This is a genomic window from Streptomyces sp. NRRL F-5650, assembly GCF_000721365.1.
GTDB lineage: Bacteria > Actinomycetota > Actinomycetes > Streptomycetales > Streptomycetaceae > Streptomyces > Streptomyces ardesiacus.
The window spans coordinates 1-16,447 of sequence record NZ_JOGV01000076.1 but is presented as its reverse complement, the minus strand read 5'-3'; the positions used below and the strand labels follow the sequence as shown (position 1 = coordinate 16,447).

At 75.2% G+C, this 16,447-nt stretch carries 14 protein-coding genes; 12 read left to right on the top strand and 2 right to left on the bottom strand.

Translation table 11 applies throughout. From position 1 onward, the window contains the following. Nucleotides 1-486: 486 nt before the first annotated feature. The 12 genes from zapE (at nucleotide 487) to IG88_RS0136410 (ending at nucleotide 13,706) form a co-directional block, all read left to right on the top strand. Entirely contained in the window at nucleotides 487-1,599 is a 1,113-nt protein-coding gene (gene zapE, locus IG88_RS0136465) for a cell division protein ZapE (RefSeq protein WP_031050753.1), read from the top strand. A gap of 301 nt (nucleotides 1,600-1,900) precedes the next feature. Further along, the gene (locus tag IG88_RS0136460) at nucleotides 1,901-2,317 is read left to right on the top strand and encodes a hypothetical protein (protein ID WP_031050751.1); all 417 of its coding nucleotides are present in this window, start codon (nucleotides 1,901-1,903) and stop codon (nucleotides 2,315-2,317) included. A 76-nt stretch (nucleotides 2,318-2,393) separates the two neighbouring features. Next, complete coding sequence (locus IG88_RS0136455) at nucleotides 2,394-2,975, top strand: carbonic anhydrase (protein WP_031050748.1); 582 nt, start codon at nucleotides 2,394-2,396, stop codon at nucleotides 2,973-2,975. An 8-nt stretch (nucleotides 2,976-2,983) separates the two neighbouring features. Further along, nucleotides 2,984-4,474 (top strand): SulP family inorganic anion transporter, encoded by a 1,491-nt coding sequence (locus IG88_RS0136450; protein ID WP_031050745.1) that lies wholly within the window; start codon nucleotides 2,984-2,986, stop codon nucleotides 4,472-4,474. A 170-nt stretch (nucleotides 4,475-4,644) separates the two neighbouring features. After that, the gene (locus IG88_RS0136445) at nucleotides 4,645-6,012 is read left to right on the top strand and encodes a PhoX family protein (protein ID WP_031050742.1); all 1,368 of its coding nucleotides are present in this window, start codon (nucleotides 4,645-4,647) and stop codon (nucleotides 6,010-6,012) included. A 66-nt stretch (nucleotides 6,013-6,078) separates the two neighbouring features. Further along, nucleotides 6,079-7,599, top strand: a complete 1,521-nt coding sequence (locus IG88_RS0136440) for an FAD-dependent oxidoreductase (protein WP_031050739.1) — start codon at nucleotides 6,079-6,081, stop codon at nucleotides 7,597-7,599. Nucleotides 7,600-7,692: 93 nt separating this feature from the next. Beyond that, the gene (locus IG88_RS0136435) at nucleotides 7,693-8,562 is read left to right on the top strand and encodes a polysaccharide deacetylase family protein (RefSeq protein ID WP_031050737.1); all 870 of its coding nucleotides are present in this window, start codon (nucleotides 7,693-7,695) and stop codon (nucleotides 8,560-8,562) included. A 17-nt stretch (nucleotides 8,563-8,579) separates the two neighbouring features. Further along, nucleotides 8,580-8,807, top strand: a complete 228-nt coding sequence (locus tag IG88_RS0136430; protein WP_031050735.1) for a hypothetical protein — start codon at nucleotides 8,580-8,582, stop codon at nucleotides 8,805-8,807. A gap of 66 nt (nucleotides 8,808-8,873) precedes the next feature. After that, on the top strand, nucleotides 8,874-9,650 hold the full coding sequence (locus IG88_RS0136425; RefSeq protein WP_031050733.1) for a peptidyl-tRNA hydrolase: 777 nt from the start codon (nucleotides 8,874-8,876) through the stop codon (nucleotides 9,648-9,650). Nucleotides 9,651-9,755: 105 nt separating this feature from the next. Continuing rightward, entirely contained in the window at nucleotides 9,756-11,069 is a 1,314-nt protein-coding gene (locus tag IG88_RS0136420) for a DUF692 domain-containing protein (protein WP_031050730.1), read from the top strand. A gap of 120 nt (nucleotides 11,070-11,189) precedes the next feature. After that, nucleotides 11,190-11,987 (top strand): TIGR04222 domain-containing membrane protein, encoded by a 798-nt coding sequence (locus IG88_RS0136415; protein ID WP_031050727.1) that lies wholly within the window; start codon nucleotides 11,190-11,192, stop codon nucleotides 11,985-11,987. A 117-nt stretch (nucleotides 11,988-12,104) separates the two neighbouring features. Next, nucleotides 12,105-13,706, top strand: coding sequence for an alpha/beta hydrolase (locus tag IG88_RS0136410; protein ID WP_031050725.1), 1,602 nt, complete (start codon nucleotides 12,105-12,107; stop codon nucleotides 13,704-13,706). On the opposite strand, the gene hemQ is transcribed toward IG88_RS0136410, so the two are convergent. Both hemQ and hemG read right to left on the bottom strand, forming a co-directional pair. Beyond that, nucleotides 13,707-14,438, bottom strand: a complete 732-nt coding sequence (gene hemQ / locus IG88_RS0136405; protein ID WP_031050722.1) for a hydrogen peroxide-dependent heme synthase — start codon at nucleotides 14,436-14,438, stop codon at nucleotides 13,707-13,709. Between the two features lie 5 nt (nucleotides 14,439-14,443). Beyond that, on the bottom strand, nucleotides 14,444-15,928 hold the full coding sequence (hemG, locus tag IG88_RS0136400) for a protoporphyrinogen oxidase (protein ID WP_031050719.1): 1,485 nt from the start codon (nucleotides 15,926-15,928) through the stop codon (nucleotides 14,444-14,446). Between the last annotated feature and the right edge of the window lie 519 nt (nucleotides 15,929-16,447).

Genomic DNA, 16,447 nt, shown 5'->3' with positions numbered 1-16,447 from the left:
CGCCCGCCCCCGCCGACCGGGCCGCCCGGCCACCACAGTGCCCGCCCGTCCACCCGCAAACCACCGCACCGACCGACTCCCGCACCGCAACCGCCCACCCACCTCACCGCCCAGCCACCAGACACCACGACCACGACACCCAGCACCCCGCACCCCGTACACCCGACCGCCCGCCGGTCGAACCCCCGTGCCGCCCGGCCCGCCCGGCTACCGGACCACCAGGCCGCTGCGTCGCCCCGCCGCCGGCCACCCCCGGCCCACCGCATCACCCCGCCACCAGGCCCACCGGGCCACCTTGCCCCGGCCCCGCGGCCGGCCAGGGGTCCGCGCCCGCCCGCGTCGGCATGCGCGGCCCGGTCACTCGCCGTGCGGTCCCGCCGCTGCCCCGGGGATGCCGAGCACGCTGTCCGGGCGCAAGGGGCCGGGCGGGAGGACGGGGCCTACGAGCGGCGGGGCGGGCCCCGGCAGGCTTTACCATTGGGCACCGTGTCGTCCTCCTCCCCAGCCCCCAGCGCCGCCCCGATAGCCGGGACGGCGGCCGGTCCGGTTTCGTTGTGTGCCCGTGAGCCCCGTGTCCCCGCGGACCGCCTGGTCGCCGAGATGGTGCCCCCGCCGCGTTTCGACTCGGTCCGCTTCAGCACGTACATCCCGGACCCCAACCAGCCGAGCCAGAGCGAGGCCGTGCGGGTACTGGAGGGCTTCGCGGGCGGGCTGGGCGAGGCGCCCGGCGCGGCAGGCGGCAGGCGCGGGTTCTTCGGGCTCGGCCGCGCCAAGGCGCCGAAGGCCCCGGCCGGCCCCCGCGGCGTGTACCTCGACGGCGGCTACGGCGTGGGCAAGACGCACCTGCTGGCCTCCTTGTGGCACGCCACCCCCGCCGAGCCCTCCCGCAAGGCCTTCGGCACCTTCGTGGAGCTGACCAACCTCGTCGGCGCCCTCGGCTTCCAGCAGACCGTGCGGACCCTCTCCGGGCACCGCCTGCTGTGCATCGACGAGTTCGAGCTCGACGACCCGGGCGACACCGTCCTCGTCTCCAGCCTGCTCGCCCGGCTCGTGGAGTCGGGCGTGGCGCTCGCCGCCACCTCCAACACGCTGCCCGGCAAGCTCGGCGAGGGACGCTTCGCGGCGGCCGACTTCCTGCGCGAGATCCAGGGCCTGTCCGCCCACTTCCGCACCCTGCGCATCGACGGCGAGGACTACCGCCACCGCGGGCTGCCCGAGGCCCCGGCGCCGTACTCCGACGAGCAGGTGACCCGTGCCGCGCGGGCCACCGAGAGCGCGTCCCTGGACGACTTCCCCGCCCTCCTCGACCACCTCGCCCGGGTGCACCCCAGCCGGTACGGCGCCCTGACCGACGGTCTGACGGCCGTGTGCCTCACCGGGGTGCGCCCGGTGCCGGACCAGTCGACGGCGCTGCGGCTCGTGGTGCTCGCCGACCGGCTCTACGACCGCGAGGTGCCCGTCCTGGCCTCCGGCCTGCCCTTCGACCGGCTCTTCAGCGAGGAGATGCTGAACGGCGGGTACCGCAAGAAGTACTTCCGCGCGATCTCCCGCCTCACCGCGCTCGCCCGGGACGCGGCACGCCTCGTCGACGCGGCCTGACAACGGCCCGAACGTCCCGACGGCGGCCCCGAACGCCCCGACGGCGGCCCGAACGTCCCGACAACGGCTCGGACGGCCCGACGGCGGCCCGGCAGCGGTCCGTTCGCGCCAACCCACCCGCGATTTTCAGGCTCTCTCCGGCCCGTAACGCCTCGTTAACCCTGCAAAGCCCCTTGCAGGGTTAACGTGTTTCTTGACCGTGCATTGACTCTTCTTTGACCATGCATTGGTCGAGTTCCGCCCGTGCACCGACCATGCACCGGCACACAGTTGAGGCGTAAACCACCTGGAGGGGGGCCACATGTTCCCGCGCGCGACACCGCGGACCCGGCTTCCGCTCCTCGCCGTCCCCCTGATCGCCCTCCTGGTCGCCCTCCAGCTCTTCGCCCCGTCGGAATCCTTCGCATTCGCGCACACGACCAGTGACGCCATGGCCAACGCCCGGCCCGGACTCACCCCCTCCGGTCCGGCGGCGCACGAAGAGCGGGCCACCTGCCACGAGGCCGGCCGGCCCGGCCACCCCCACGGGCCCGCACGCGTCCGGGACCGGCACCGCACCACCGCCGCGCCCCAGCCCGACACCGCACCCGAGCGCCCGCTCCCCCACCGGCACACCCCGGCCGCCGGCGAGCCCCTCGCGTCCGGTGCCCCGGCCCACCACCGGTCCAGACCCACCACGGACCACTCCCCCGCGGCACTCCAGGTCTTCCGCTGCTGACGGACGTCCGGCACATCTCCGCCTCTGTCCCACCCGTCCGACGCGCCCCCACGCGCGCCAGGAGGAAAACCGCATCATGCAGCCCCTCATCGACAACGCCCGTATGTTCGGACAGCGCCCTGAGGAGTTCGCCGGGCACGCCGAAGGCCAGTCGCCCGAAGTCCTGTTCATCACCTGCTCCGACTCCCGGGTCGTCCCGGCCCTGATCACGGGCGCCCGGCCCGGCAGCCTCTTCGAGCTGCGCACCGCGGGCAACATCGTCCCGCCCCACGACTCCGCGCACCCCTCCGGCGAGGCCGCGACCATCGAGTACGCCGTCCAGGTTCTCGGCGTCGGCGACATCGTGGTCTGCGGCCACTCGCACTGCGGCGCCGTCGGCGCGCTGGTGCGCGGCGACGACCTGACCGCCGTGCCCGCCGTACGCGACTGGCTGGCGCACGCGGCCGACGAGCCCAAGCCCTGCGACCCCGCCGATCCGACCGTCGCCGACGCCGTGCAGCACCACGTACTGGCGCAACTGCTGCGCCTGCGCTCGTACCCGTGCGTCGAGAAGCGGCTGGCGGCGGGCAGGCTGCGGATGCACGGCTGGTACTACGAGGTCCACACCGGTCTCGTGCGGCAGCACCGCGCGGACACCGACGCCTTCGAGACCCTGTGAGCGCCGGCGTGTCCCTCATAGCCGAACGGAAGCGGAAGTTCCCGCACTGGCGGCGGGACCTGACCGCCTCCCTCGTCGTGTTCCTGGTCGCGCTCCCGCTGTGCGTGGGCGTGGCCGTCGCCTCCGGTGTCCCGGCCGAACTCGGTCTGGTCACCGGCATCGTGGGCGGCCTGGTCACCGGATTCCTGCCGGGCAGCAGCCTCCAGGTCTCCGGCCCCGCCGCCGGCCTGACCGTGCTGGTCTTCGGCGCGGTCGACCAGTACGGGCTGCCCGCGCTCGGCGTGATCGTGCTGGTCACCGGGCTCGCCCAGCTCGTGATGGGCGCCCTGAAGCTCGGGCGCTGGTTCCGGGCGATCTCCCTGTCGGTCGTCGAGGGCATGCTGGCCGGCATCGGCCTGGTGCTCATCGCCGGTCAGCTCTACTCGGCCGCCGGTCTCGAGGCGCCCTCCTCCGGCGTCGACAAGCTCGTCGGGCTGCCCGGGGCCGCCGCGGACGCGCTCGGCAGCACCGAGGCGCTCACCTCGCTCGCTCTGGGCGCGGGCACCGTCGCCGTGATGGTGCTGTGGAAGCGGCTGCCCAAGGCGGCACGGACCCTGCCGGGCGCGCTGGCCGCGGTGGCGCTGGCGACGGCGGTCACGGCGGTGTTCGGCCTGCCCGTCGCGACGGTCGAGGTCAACGGCCTGCTGGAGTCCGTCCAGCCGCCGGGCGCCGACGCGTTCGGCCAACTGGCGAGCGTCGGCTTCCTCGGCACGATCGTGGCGTTCACCCTGATCGCCTCGGCCGAGAGCCTGTTCAGCGCCGCGGCGGTGGACCGGCTGCACGACGGGCCGCGCACCGAGTACGACAAGGAGCTGATGGCGCAGGGCGCGGGCAACACGGTGTGCGGGGTGCTCGGCGCGCTGCCGATGACCGCGGTCATCGTGCGCAGTTCCGCGAACGTCGGCGCCGGCGCGCGGACCAAGGCGTCCCGGGTGCTGCACGGCGTGTGGCTGCTGCTGTTCGCCGCGCTGCTGCCGGCCGCGCTGGCCCTGATCCCGCTGCCCGCGCTGGCGGGCATCCTGGTCCACGCGGGCTGGAAGCTGATCCCCTTCCGCGGGCTCGTGTCGCTGTGGCGCGGGCACCGGGGCGAGGCGCTGATCCTGGTGGTCACGGCGCTCTCGATCGTCGCGGTGAACATGTTCGAGGGCGTGCTGATCGGTCTGGCCCTGTCCGTGGTGAAGACCGCCTGGGAGGCCTCGCACCTCAGGACGGAGACCGTCGACAAGGGCGCGGGCCCGGTCCAGGTCCACCTGACGGGCAACGCCACCTTCCTGCGGCTGCCGAAGCTGCTGGAGAGCCTGGAGGCGCTGCCCAAGGACCGCCCGGTCGAGCTGGACCTGTCCGGGCTGCACCACCTGGACCACGCCTGCCGCACGGCCCTGGAGAACTGGGCCGAACGGCACAGCGCCACCGGCACGGACCCGGTGAAGGTCACCGAACCGGCGAAGGCGGGGGTGTAGCACGAGACCCCGTCCGGCACTTCCCGCGCGCCCCCGCGGGAAGTGCCGGGCGGCCTTCGCGTCCGCCCGTCCGGGCCGTGACACGGGGCACACGCGTGGTTCCCGGGGCTCCTGGCAGGTGATAGACACAGCGGGGTCACAGTCCTGTCCGCCAGCAGGAAGGTTTCCCCATGTCCGCAACCCGACGCGAGGTGCTCGCCCGTACCGGAGCCCTGGGCGCAGGCATCGCCTTCACCGGCGCGCTTTCGGAACTCTTCGCCGGCACCGCCGCCGCCCAGTCCCTGGGCCACAGCGGTTACGGCCCCCTCGTCCCCGACCCCGACGGCCTGCTCGACCTGCCCCGGGGCTTCCGCTACCGGGTGCTGTCCCGCGAGGGCGACGAACTGCGCTCCGGCGAGGGGAAGGTGCCGTCCAACCACGACGGCATGTCGGCCTTCCCCGGCAGACACGGCCGCACCCACCTCGTCCGCAACCACGAGAACCGCGCCAACGGCCGCGTCCCCGTCCCCACCGTCAAGGGCCTGACGTACGACCCGGAGGGCAAGGGCGGCTGTACGGCGCTGGAGCTGGACTCCCGCAACCACGTCCTGTCCGAGCGGGTCGCGATCGCCGGTACCGCCGTGAACTGCGCGGGCGGGCCCACGCCCTGGCACACGTGGCTGACCTGCGAGGAGACCGAGGACCGGGCGGGCACCAACGGCTACACCAAGGACCACGGCTTCATCTTCGAGGTCGACCCGGTCGAGCCGCACCGCACCGGCGCGGTGCCGCTGACCGCGATGGGTCGCTTCCAGCACGAGGCGATCGCCGTGGATCCGCGGCGCGGGGTCGTCTACGAGACGGAGGACGCGTTCGAGCGGCCGTTCGGTCTCTTCTACCGGTTCCTGCCGGAGAAACCGCTGGGCGGCCGGGGCTCGCTGCGGGCGGGCGGCCGGCTCCAGGCGATGCGGGTGCCGGGCGTGCCCGACCTGTCCTCGATCCAGGAGACCGGCGCCACCTTCGACCGCATCGAGTGGGTGGACGTGCCCGACCCGCTGGCCGACGGGACGCCCATCCGCTTCCAGGACTTCGGCCGGGGCGGCATCACCCACGCGCAGAAGCTGGAGGGCTGCTACTGGGGCGGGCAGAGCGTGTACTTCGTGTCGTCCTTCGCCCACAGCGACGAGGGCTCGGCCGCCGACCACTACGGCCAGATCTGGCGCTACGACCCCGAGCGGCGCCGGCTCACCCTGGTGATCGTCTTCGGTCCGGACACCGACGTGCAGTTGCCGGGCGAGTCCCCGGACAACATCTGCCTGGCGCCCAGCGGCGGCCTGATGGTCTGCGAGGACGGCAACGGCGCGCAGCACGTCTTCGGCGTGACCCGGCGCGGGGAGGTGTACGCCATGGCCCGAGGCGCCCAGAACATCGGGACGGAGGAGGAACCCGAGTGGGGCGAGTTCGCCGGCGTCACCTTCTCCCCCGACGGCGACACGATGTACGTCAACTGCTACACGCCCGGCACGACCTTCGCGGTGACGGGGCCCTGGCGCAGGTGACGGCGGGACACCGGCGGGGCGCGCCGTCCGGCCACTGAAGCCCCCACCCCTGGGTACTCGAGCCGCATGACTCAGAACGTGCAGGTCAACGGCTCGTACTGGCTTCAGACGGCACCGGGCGGCGCGCCCCGTCCCGCGCTCGGCGAGGATCTCGACGTGGACGTCGCCGTGATCGGTGCGGGCGTCGCGGGGCTCAGCGCGGCCTGGGAGCTGGTGCGGGCCGGGCGGAGCGTGGCGGTGCTGGAGGCCGGGCGGGTCGCCGCCGGCGTCACCGGGTACACCAGCGCCAAGCTGACCGTCCAGCACACCCTGGTCTACGACAGGCTGCGCCGCACCCGCGGCCCCGAGGGCGCCCGGCTGTACGCCCGCTCGCAGTCCGAGGCGATCGAGCGCGCCGCCGGGATCGTCGCCGAGCTGGGCGTCGACTGCGAGTGGGAGACGCGCGACGCGTACACGTACGTCCGCGATCCGGGCCGCGTCGACGAGGTGCGGGCCGAGGCGGACGCCGCGAAGGAGGCGGGGCTGCCGGCCTCCTTCGTGACGGAGACCGGGCTGCCGTTTCCGGTGGCGGGCGCCGTGCGGGTGACCGGTCAGGCGCAGTTCCACCCGCTCAAGTACCTGCGGGCGCTCGCCGCGGACCTGGAGGCGCACGGTGGGCGGATCTTCGAGGACACCACCGTCCAGGGCCTGGAGGAGGGCGAGCCGTGCCGGGTGCGGACGGAGGCGGGGGCGACGGTCACCGCCCGGGACGTGGTCGTCGCCACGCACTACCCCGTCTTCGACCGCGCCCTGCTCTTCGCCCGCCTCTCCCCGCGCCGCGAGCTGGTGGTCGCCGGGAGCATCGGGGCGGACCGCGACGTGGACGGCATGTACATCACGCCGGAGGAGAACACCCGCTCGGTGCGCACGGCACCCCTGGACGACGGCCGCCGCCTGCTGGTGGTCACCGGGGAGCACTTCACGCCGGGCACGGGCGACACCCGGGAGCGGTTCGGGACCCTGGCCGCCTGGGCCGACGAGCACTTCCCCGGCGTGGAGCGCACCCACGCCTGGGCCACGCAGGACATCGACCCCACGGACACCGTGCCGATGGTGGGCCCGATGCACCCGGGCGCGCACCACACCTACGTCGCCACCGGCTTCGGCGGCTGGGGACTGAGCGGCGGCATGATGGCGGGCCGGCTGCTGACGGCGCAGATCACCGGCGAGGAGTGCGCGTGGAGCGGGCTGTACGACCCGCGCCGGCTGCGCACGGCGGTGCGCGAGGCGCCGGCGCTGCTCAGGACGCAGGCGGAGGTGGCCCGGCACTTCGTCGGCGACCGGCTGCGGTCCGTGCCGCCGGTGGACGCGCTGCCCCCGGGCGAGGGCGCGGTGGTCCGGGCGGGCGGCGACCGGCTCGCCGTCTACCGGGACGAGGCGGGCACGCTGCACGCCCTCTCGGCGCGCTGCACCCACCTGGGCTGCCTGGTGGGCTTCAACGCGGCCGAGCGCGCCTGGGAGTGCCCCTGCCACGGCTCGCGCTTCGACACGGACGGCAAGGTGATCGAGGGCCCGGCGACCAAGCCGCTGGAGCAGCGGGACATCTGACGGCGGCCGGGGTCTGGTCCGGGCGGGTGACCGGGGCGGCAGGTCGCTCCGCGTAGTCATACAAACCGAACATCCCACTCCTACGGTCGTACGGTGATCACTCTCGTACGACGCGCCACCGCGCTCTGTGTCCTGGGCGCCGCCCTCACCGCCTGCGGAACCGCCGAGGCCCCGCAGGCCCCCCGGCCGGCACCGTCCGCGCCGTCCGCCACCGCGTCGAAGCGGGCGTCCGCCGAACCTCCGACGCTCGCTCCCGGCCCGGCCGGCCTGACCCCCGTCTTCGAGCACGGCCCCCGCACGGACGACGCGAAGGACGGCAAGCTGGTCGCCCTCACCTTCGACGCCGACATGACCGCCGACCAGGGGCCGCGGGCGGCCTCGGGGGAACGTTTCGACAACCCCGCGCTGATCGCGACGCTGCGGAGGCTGAAGGTGCCCGCCACGGTCTTCATGACCGGCCGGTGGGCCGAGGAGTACCCGGACGAGGCCCGCTCCATCGGCCGCGACCCGCAGTTCGAGATCGCCAACCACTCCTACAGCCACTACGCCTACACCGCGGACTGCTACGGCCTGCCGACGGTCGCCAAGGACGACATGCGCGCGGACCTGGAGCGGGCCTACACCGCGTTCCAGAAGGCCGGGGTGCCGAACCCGATGCCGTACTTCCGCTTCCCCGGCGGCTGCTACGACGACGCGGTCCGCAAGGAGCTGTCCGCCACCGGGGTCACCGCCGTGCAGTGGGACGTGGTCAGCGGGGACGCCTTCGCGACCGACGCCGACGCGGTGACCCGGCAGGTCCTCGACGGGGTGCGGCCGGGTTCGGTCGTCGTCATGCACTGCACGCGCAGCGCCGCCCCCGTGACCGAGCAGGTGGTGCGGGCGGTGGTGCCCGAACTGCGCCGCCAGGGCTACCGCTTCGCGAAGGTCTCCGAGCTGATCGGCGCCGCCGGCGGGCGCGGCTGACGTCCTACGCTGGAGTCATGAGCAGCGACCACGACCACGTCCCGGACGGCTCCGGCTCCGGCTGCGACCCCGGCGGATACTCCCTGATCGACACGGCGCCCCACCCGCCCGTGGCCGACGGCCCGCCGTACGCGGAGTGCGTCCTGTGCCGGGAGCCGACGGAGTACCCGGAGTCGTACCGGGGCATCACGCTCTGCCCGGTCTGCGAGTGGCAGGAGGCGCAGCGCACGGCCTGCACGGGCTGACCGGTCGCCTCGCGCGGGGACACGGGGCCCTGCGCCCGCGAGCGGCGGGCTTGGCAGACTGTGGGCGTGAGCAACGACCCGACGACGCCCGTCCCCGCCTCCGCCCCGGCTTCCGTCCCCGTCCCGGACAGCCCCTTCCGTCCCGAGCCCGGTGACCGCGACCTCGCGCCGCAGTTCGTGCTGCCGCTCGTCGTGCGCCTGGAGCGGGCGGCACCGCCGGCCCGCACCGACGCGCTGGAGACCGCGGCCCGGGCGGTGCTGGTGATGCTCGGCGACGCGCGGTCGACCGGGGACGGCGCGTGGGCGCGGGCGATGCGGGACTGGCAGGACGCGCGCATCCGCAAGGTCGTCAGGCGGGCCCGGGGCGCGGAGTGGCGCCGGGCCGAGGCGCTGCCCGGCATCACGGTCACCGGCAGGAGCGCCGAGGTGCGGGTCTTCCCGCCGGTGCCCCTGGACGGCTGGCCCAAGGACCTGGCCCGGCTCCAGGTCTCCGGCACCGACCTCGACGACCCCGAGCCGCCGGCCGACGCCGACCCCGCCGCGCCGGTGCTCTGGCTGAACCCCGGCCTGGACATGTCGGCGGGCAAGGCGATGGCCCAGGCCGGCCACGGTGCGCAGCTCGCCTGGTGGGAGCTGTCGGACGGTGAGCGGGCGGCGTGGCGCGAGGCGGGTTTCCCGCTGTCGGTGCGCACCGCGGACCCGGCCCGCTGGGAGGGGCTGACCCGCTCCGGCCTGCCCGTGGTGCGCGACGCCGGGTTCACGGAGATCGCGCCGGGTTCGTGCACGGTGGTCGCCGACCACCCGGCCCTGCGGAGTGTGCCGGGCCGGGCGCCGGGTGCGTGAACCTCAAGATTTCCTCTGAAGGCGGGCTCCGCGCGGTTCGCTCCCGGTGTGCCGGGCGATAACCCCCGTCAGAGCGACGGGGAGGGACGGACGACCATGGAGCCAATCGCGCGGCTGGGCACCGGAATCGGCTGGCGGCCGGAGATCGCCGGTGTCGTCGAGCGGATGCCCGGCATCGACTGGGTCGAGGCCGTGTCCGAGAACCTGTGTCCCGGTCACCTGCCCGACTCGCTGCTGAGGCTGCGCGAGCGCGGGGTGACCGTCGTGCCGCACGGGGTCTCGCTCGGTCTCGGCGGCGCCGGGCGGCCGGACGCCGGGCGGCTGGCGGCGCTGGCCGAGCGGGCGGAGGTCCTGGGATCGCCGCTGGTCACGGAGCACATCGCGTTCGTACGGGCGGGCGGCACGCCGACCGCCCCGCAGGTGCTGGAGGCAGGGCACCTGCTGCCCGTTCCCCGCACCCGGGACGCCCTCGACGTGCTGTGCGAGAACGTGCGCATCGCGCAGGACGCGCTGCCGGTGCCACTGGCCGTGGAGAACATCGCCGCGCTCCTGTCCTGGCCGGACGAGGAGCTGACCGAGGGGCAGTTCCTGTACGAACTGGCGGACCGGACCGGCGTACGGCTGCTGATCGACGTGGCCAACCTGCACACCAACCACGTCAACCTCGGCGCGGACCCGGCCGAGGCGCTCGCCGAACTGCCCCTGGAGGCCCTCGCCTACGTCCACGTCGCGGGCGGCTTCGAACGCGACGGCGTCTGGCACGACAGCCACGCCCACCCCGTCGCGCAGCCGGTGCTCGACATCCTCACCGATCTCGCCTCGCGCGTCGCCCCGCCGGGCGTCCTGCTGGAACGGGACGAGAACTTCCCCGACGGCGAGGAGTTGCGCGGTGAGGTGGAGGCGGTCCGCGACGCCGTGGCGCGGGGGCGGCGGGCGTCGCGCGGGGCGGCCGCCGGGGGCCGGGCTCCCCGCACCTCGGGGCACGGCTCCGCCGCCGACGACGCCGTACGGCAGCGGCTCGGGCTCGCGCAGGCCGCGCTGTTGTCCGCGCTGGTCGCGGGAGCGCCGGTGCCCGAGGGCTTCGACCCGGTGCGGCTGGAGGTGCAGGCGCGTGCCCTCGCCGGGAAGCGGGCCGACGTGGTCGGCAAGGTCGCGCCCGAGCTCCCGGTGATCCTGGGCCCGCGCTACCGGCCCGCCTTCCTCGCCTACGCCCGGGGGCGCCCGATGACCGGCGGCTACCGCCGGGACGCGCTGGACTTCGTCGCGCACGTGCTGCGGACGGTGCCGGGCGACGCGGACCCCGGCGTGCGGCGGGCGCTGCGCGAGTGGTGGCTGGAGCGGTCGGGGCCGGTGCCCCGGTCGACGCGCCCCGGAGTCCGGCTGGCCCGTGCGGCCAGGCGCGTGCTGCTGCGGCGCTGAACGGGACGCGGACGGCCTCGAAGGACGCCGCCGAACGCAGCGTCGCACACCCGCGACTCCGCGTCCCGGAATGTGAACAGGGCATGGCGCCGGCGAAACCCTTTGGCATAGAAGTACGGCATGTTCTGGGTCCTCTTCCTCCTGGTGGCATGGGCCGTCGCCGGTGCCTCGTGCCTCCGGCTGTGCCTGGCCGCCGTGCGCACGGCGGCCGTCGAACCGCGCGCCGCGGCTCCCGAGCACAGACTGACGCTGTACGAGGCGGCGTTCCTGTCCGGCGGTCCGCGGCGGGTGGCCGACCTGACGCTCGTCTCCATGGCGCGCCAGCGGCGGCTGCTGCTCGCGCACACCGGCTGGGCGACGGTCGTGGACCCGCACGGCCGGGACGACATGGAGCGGTCGGTCATAGGGGCGATAGGTCCGGGCGGACAGTCCCGGATAGCGCCGGTGCGGTCCGCGGCCGCCGCAGCCGACGCGGTACGGGGCCTGGCCGACCGGCTGGTCGGAGCGGGCCTTGCCCTGCCCGACGGCGGCACCGGCGGCGTCGCGGCCGGCGTGCGGCGGGTGCGGGCCGCCGCGGCGGCCGTGTGCGGCCTCGGCCTGGTCTCCCTCGCCCTGCCCCTGCCCGCCACCGAGCCGCGCCCGCTCATCGCCCTCTGGTTCGCGCTGCCGCTCGCCCTGACCCTCGGGTGCCTGGCCATCACGCGCATGGAGATCCATCCGTACGCGCGCTGGGCCTCCCCGGCCGGACAGCGGCTGGTCGGCGCCCTCGTCCGGCAGGCCGACGGCACGGCCGACGACCGGACCTTCCTCACCTCGGTCGCCGTGCGCGGCGTCCACGCGATCGGCGAGCCGGACCTGCGGGCGGCCTTCGCCCACCGTGAGAAGCACCCCGGGGACCGCTGGGAGCGCCGGGCCTGACGCGCCGGGGGCGTGCGGAGGCACTCGGCGCCGACACCCGTCGGCGGTGCTTGCCCCGCCCGGCCGGCGAACCAACCATCCCTTGTGTCACTGCCCGTGCCACCGAAGGGATACGCGATGCGAGCTGCCGCACTCTACTCGGCCGCCGGGTCCTTGCTGCTGACCACCCTCACCGCCGTCCCGGCGCAGGCGGCGCCCGCGGCGGGGCCCGGGTCCGCCGAGGCGCGCGGCACCGCCGTGGCCGCCCGGCGCGCGGCGGCGGCCGGGATCGAGTTCGGGGCGTGCCCGAGGGCGGAGGAACTGCCGGGCGCCGTGCGCTGCGGCACGGTCGCCGTGCCCCTGGACTACGCCCACCCCGACGGGAAGCGGATCGAACTGACCGTCAGCCGGGTGCGGGCCACCCACAAGGACCCGGACGACGCCGGGCGCACGGTCCCCGGGCAGGGCGCCCTCGTCTACAACCCGGGCGGCCCCGGCGCCTCCGGGCTGTACTTCCCGCTGGTCGGCATGGTGCCCGAGTGGAAGCGGCTCGCCGCCGCCTACGACCTCGTCGGTTACGCCCCGCGCGGGGTCGCGCCCTCCGCGCCGCTGTCCTGCCAGGACCCCGGCGACTTCTTCAAGGGACCGCGGCCCGCCCCAGCGCGGCCCTCGGACGCGTACAAGAGGGAGCGGGCCGCGGAGGCCGAGGCGTACGCCCGCGGCTGCGCGCAGCGGGGCGGGGACGCGCTGCGGCACTACCACTCGCTCAACAACGCCCGGGACCTGGAGGTGGTCCGCGCCGCGCTGGGCGAGCGGCGGCTCACCTTCATGGGCGGGTCGTACGGCACCTACCTCGGCGCGCTGTACGCCGATCTGTTCCCCGCGCACGTGCGGCGGATGGTCTTCGACGCGGCGGTGAACCCGGACCCGGAGCAGGTCTGGTACCGCAACAACCTGGAGCAGTCGGAGGCGTTCGAGGACCGCTGGGACGACTTCAAGGAGTGGGTCGCCGAGCACGACGACGTGTACGGGCTCGGGGACCGGCCGCGGAAGGTGCAGGACGCCTACGAGGAGGCGGGCGCGCGGCTGGCGGCCGAGCCGGCGGGCGGGGCGGTGGGGCCCGCCCAGTTGCAGGGCGCGATGCTGAGGGCCGGGTACTACGACGACTACTGGCCGCACCGCGCCGAGGCGTTGTCGGCGTACCTGAAGGGCGATCCGCAGCCGCTGATCGACCAGGCGGGGACGCGGACCGAGGAGGGCGCCGTCGCGGCGGAGAACTCCAACGCCGTGTACACGGCCGTCGAGTGCAACGACGCGCCCTGGCCGACCGACTTCGGGGTCTGGGACCGGGACAACACCCGGCTGGCGCGCCGGGCGCCGTTCGAGACGTGGGACAACGTGTGGACCAACCTGCCCTGCGCCTACTGGCGGGGGCCCCGGCAGCAGCCGCTCGACGTGCGCACCGCGCCGGGTGAGCTGCCGCCGACGCTGATCCTGGCCGCCGAGCGGGACGCGGCGACGCCGTACGAGGGCGCGCTGGAGCTGCGGCGGCGGCTGGCGGGCTCGGTGCTGGTGACCGAGCGGGACGCGGGCACGCACGGCATCGCCGCCGGCCCGAACGCCTGCGTCAACGCCCACCTGGAGGCGTACCTGCTGGACGGCCGCCTCCCGGCGCGGGACGCGTCCTGCGCCCCGCGCCCGGAACCGGAGCCGAGGCGGGCCGCGGCGCCGAGTGCCTGACTAGGCCAGGCCCGCGACCAGCTCGCCGATGTCCTTGCGGCGCCCCGTGAAGAACGGGATCTCCTCGCGGACGTGGCGGCGGGCCTCGGAGCCGCGGAGGTGGCGCATGAGGTCGACGATGCGGTGCAGTTCGTCGGCCTCGAAGGCCAGGATCCACTCGTAGTCGCCCAGCGAGAAGGAGGCGACCGTGTTGGCGCGCACGTCCGGGTAGCCGCGGGCCATCTTGCCGTGGTCGGCGAGCATGCGGCGGCGGTCCTCGTCGGGCAGCAGGTACCAGTCGTAGGAGCGCACGAACGGGTAGACGCTGATGTAGTTCCGCGGCGTCTCGTCGGCCAGGAAGGCCGGGATGTGCGAGCGGTTGAACTCGGCGGGGCGGTGCAGCGCCATGTTCGACCAGACCGGCTCCAGGGCACGGCCGAGCTTCGTGCGGCGGAAGAGGTTGTACGCCTCCTGGAGCTGGTCGGCGGTCTCGGCGTGCCACCAGATCATCAGATCGGCGTCGGCCCGCAGACCGGACAGGTCGTAGGTGCCGCGGATCGTCACGTCCTTCGCGGTGAGCTGGTCGAACAGCTCCTGGACCTCGTCGGCGTACCCGGCGCGGTCCTCGGGGAGGGTGTCCTTGAGCTTGAAGACGGACCAGAGGGTGTAGCGGATGACCTCGTTGAGGTCCTTGGCCAGCTTGCCCTTGTTGGGGATCCGCTCGGCGGCGGGGGTGGAGGCGTCGTCACTCATGGTCCCTATTCTCCCGCTCCGCCGTGCACACTCTGCACCGGGTGGGCCGTGAGCTGCTCCACACCGCCGAGGTCGCCCCGGATCCGGTCGGCGGCCGCGTACGCGCTCGCGATGCTGGCAGGGATGCCGACGCCGTCGTACGCCGCTCCGCACACCGCGAGCCCCGGGAGTTTCGCGACGTGCTCGCGGACGCGGGCCACGCGCGCGTGGTGGCCGACGGGGTACTGCGGCAGGCCGTCCTGCCAGCGGGTGACGCGGGTGGCCACGGGCTCGGCGGTCAGGCCGGTGGCCTCGCCCAGGTCGTGCCGGGCGACGGCGACCAGGCCCTCGTCGTCGCGGCCGAGGACCGCCGTGTCGCCGTAGCGGCCCACCGAGGTGCGCAGGACGACCACGTCCGGGTCCTCGTCGGCGATCCAGCCCCACTTGCGGGAGGCGAAGGTGGCGGCCTTGATGGTGCGCCCGTCGACCGGGGGCACGAGGAAGCCGCTGCCCTCGGGGAGCGCGGCGGCGTCCGAGCGGCGGTAGGCGAGGGTGATCAGGGCCATCGAGGCGTACTCGACGGCGGACAGCTCGGCCGCGGCGGCGGGTGCCTCGGCGCGCAGCAGCTCCGCGGCGGGTCCGGCCGGGACGGCGACGACGACCGCGCCGGCGTGCAGCGTCCGGTCGCCGGCGACGATCCGCCAGCCGTCGGACGCGGTGCGGCGCAGCTCGGTGACGGGCGCCCCGGTGAGGATCTCGCCGCCGCGCGCGCGGACCGACTCGGCGACGGCGAGCGGGAGGGTGCCGATGCCGCCCTCGATGCCCATGAACACCGGGCCGCTCGGGGGGGAGGTGGCCGTGCGGCCCTGGAGGGCGCGGACCGCCTCGGTGAGGGAGGTGTGGGCGCGGGCGGCCTCGAAGAGCTGGGGCACGGCCGAGCGCAGGGAGATGCAGTAGGCGTCGCCCGCGTAGACGCCGCCCAGGAGCGGCTCGACGAGGCGGTCGACGACCTCGCGGCCCAGGCGGGCGGCGACGTACTCCCCCACGGCCACGTCGTCGCCGACCTCGGTGCGGGGCAGCTCGGCGTCGCGCTCGATGCGGGCGAGGCCCTCCTCGGAGAGCACGCCGGACAGGGCGGCGGCGGTGCCGGGGACGCCCATGACGTGGCCCTTGGGCATGGGGCGCAGGGCTCCGCGGGTCCACAGGGACGCCGTCGCGGTGGACGGCGGCTGGAGGTGGCCGGCGAGTCCGGCGGCGCGGGCCAGACCGACGGCCTCGGGGCGGCGGGCCAGCATCGACTCGGCGCCGAGGTCGACGCGTACGCCGGCGATCTCGCCGGGCAGCAGCTTGCCGCCGACACGGCCGGACGCCTCCAGGACGGTCACCCGCGCGCCGCCCTCCAGGAGGCGGTGCGCGGCGGCCAGCCCGGCGATGCCGGCTCCGACGACGACTACGTGTCCGGGTCCCGTGTCCGGGGGGACGTCACCCACCGGAGTCTCGCTCACGCTCATGCCCCCAGCGTCTCAGACCCCACCGACACCGCCCCCGGCGGCCGCCGCCTGCGCCACCGGGCGGGAGCCACCGACAGGCACGGGCACCCCCACCTCCGACACCGGGCACGGGCACCCCCGCCTCGGACACCGGGCACGAGCACGGGCATCCACGCCTCCGACACCGGGCACAGGCACCCGCCGCCCCCCGGCGGCCGCCGCCTGCGCCACCGGGCGGGAGCCACCGACAGGCACGGGCACCCCCGCCTCCGACGCCGGGCACGGCATCCGCGCCTCCGACACCGGGCACAGGCACCGCCGCCCCCGACACCCGGCACGGGCACCCCCGCCTCCGACACCGGGCACGGCATCCGCGCCTCCGACACCGGGCACAGGCACCGCTGCCCCCGACACCCGGCTCACGGGGTGCCGCGTACCCCCCGCGCCCACCGGGCTCACCGGCACGCGTACGCATCCGCCCCGCGCCCCTCCCGAGCCCGAGCCACCCGCCTACGCCCGCCCCCGCACCCGTCCCGTCAC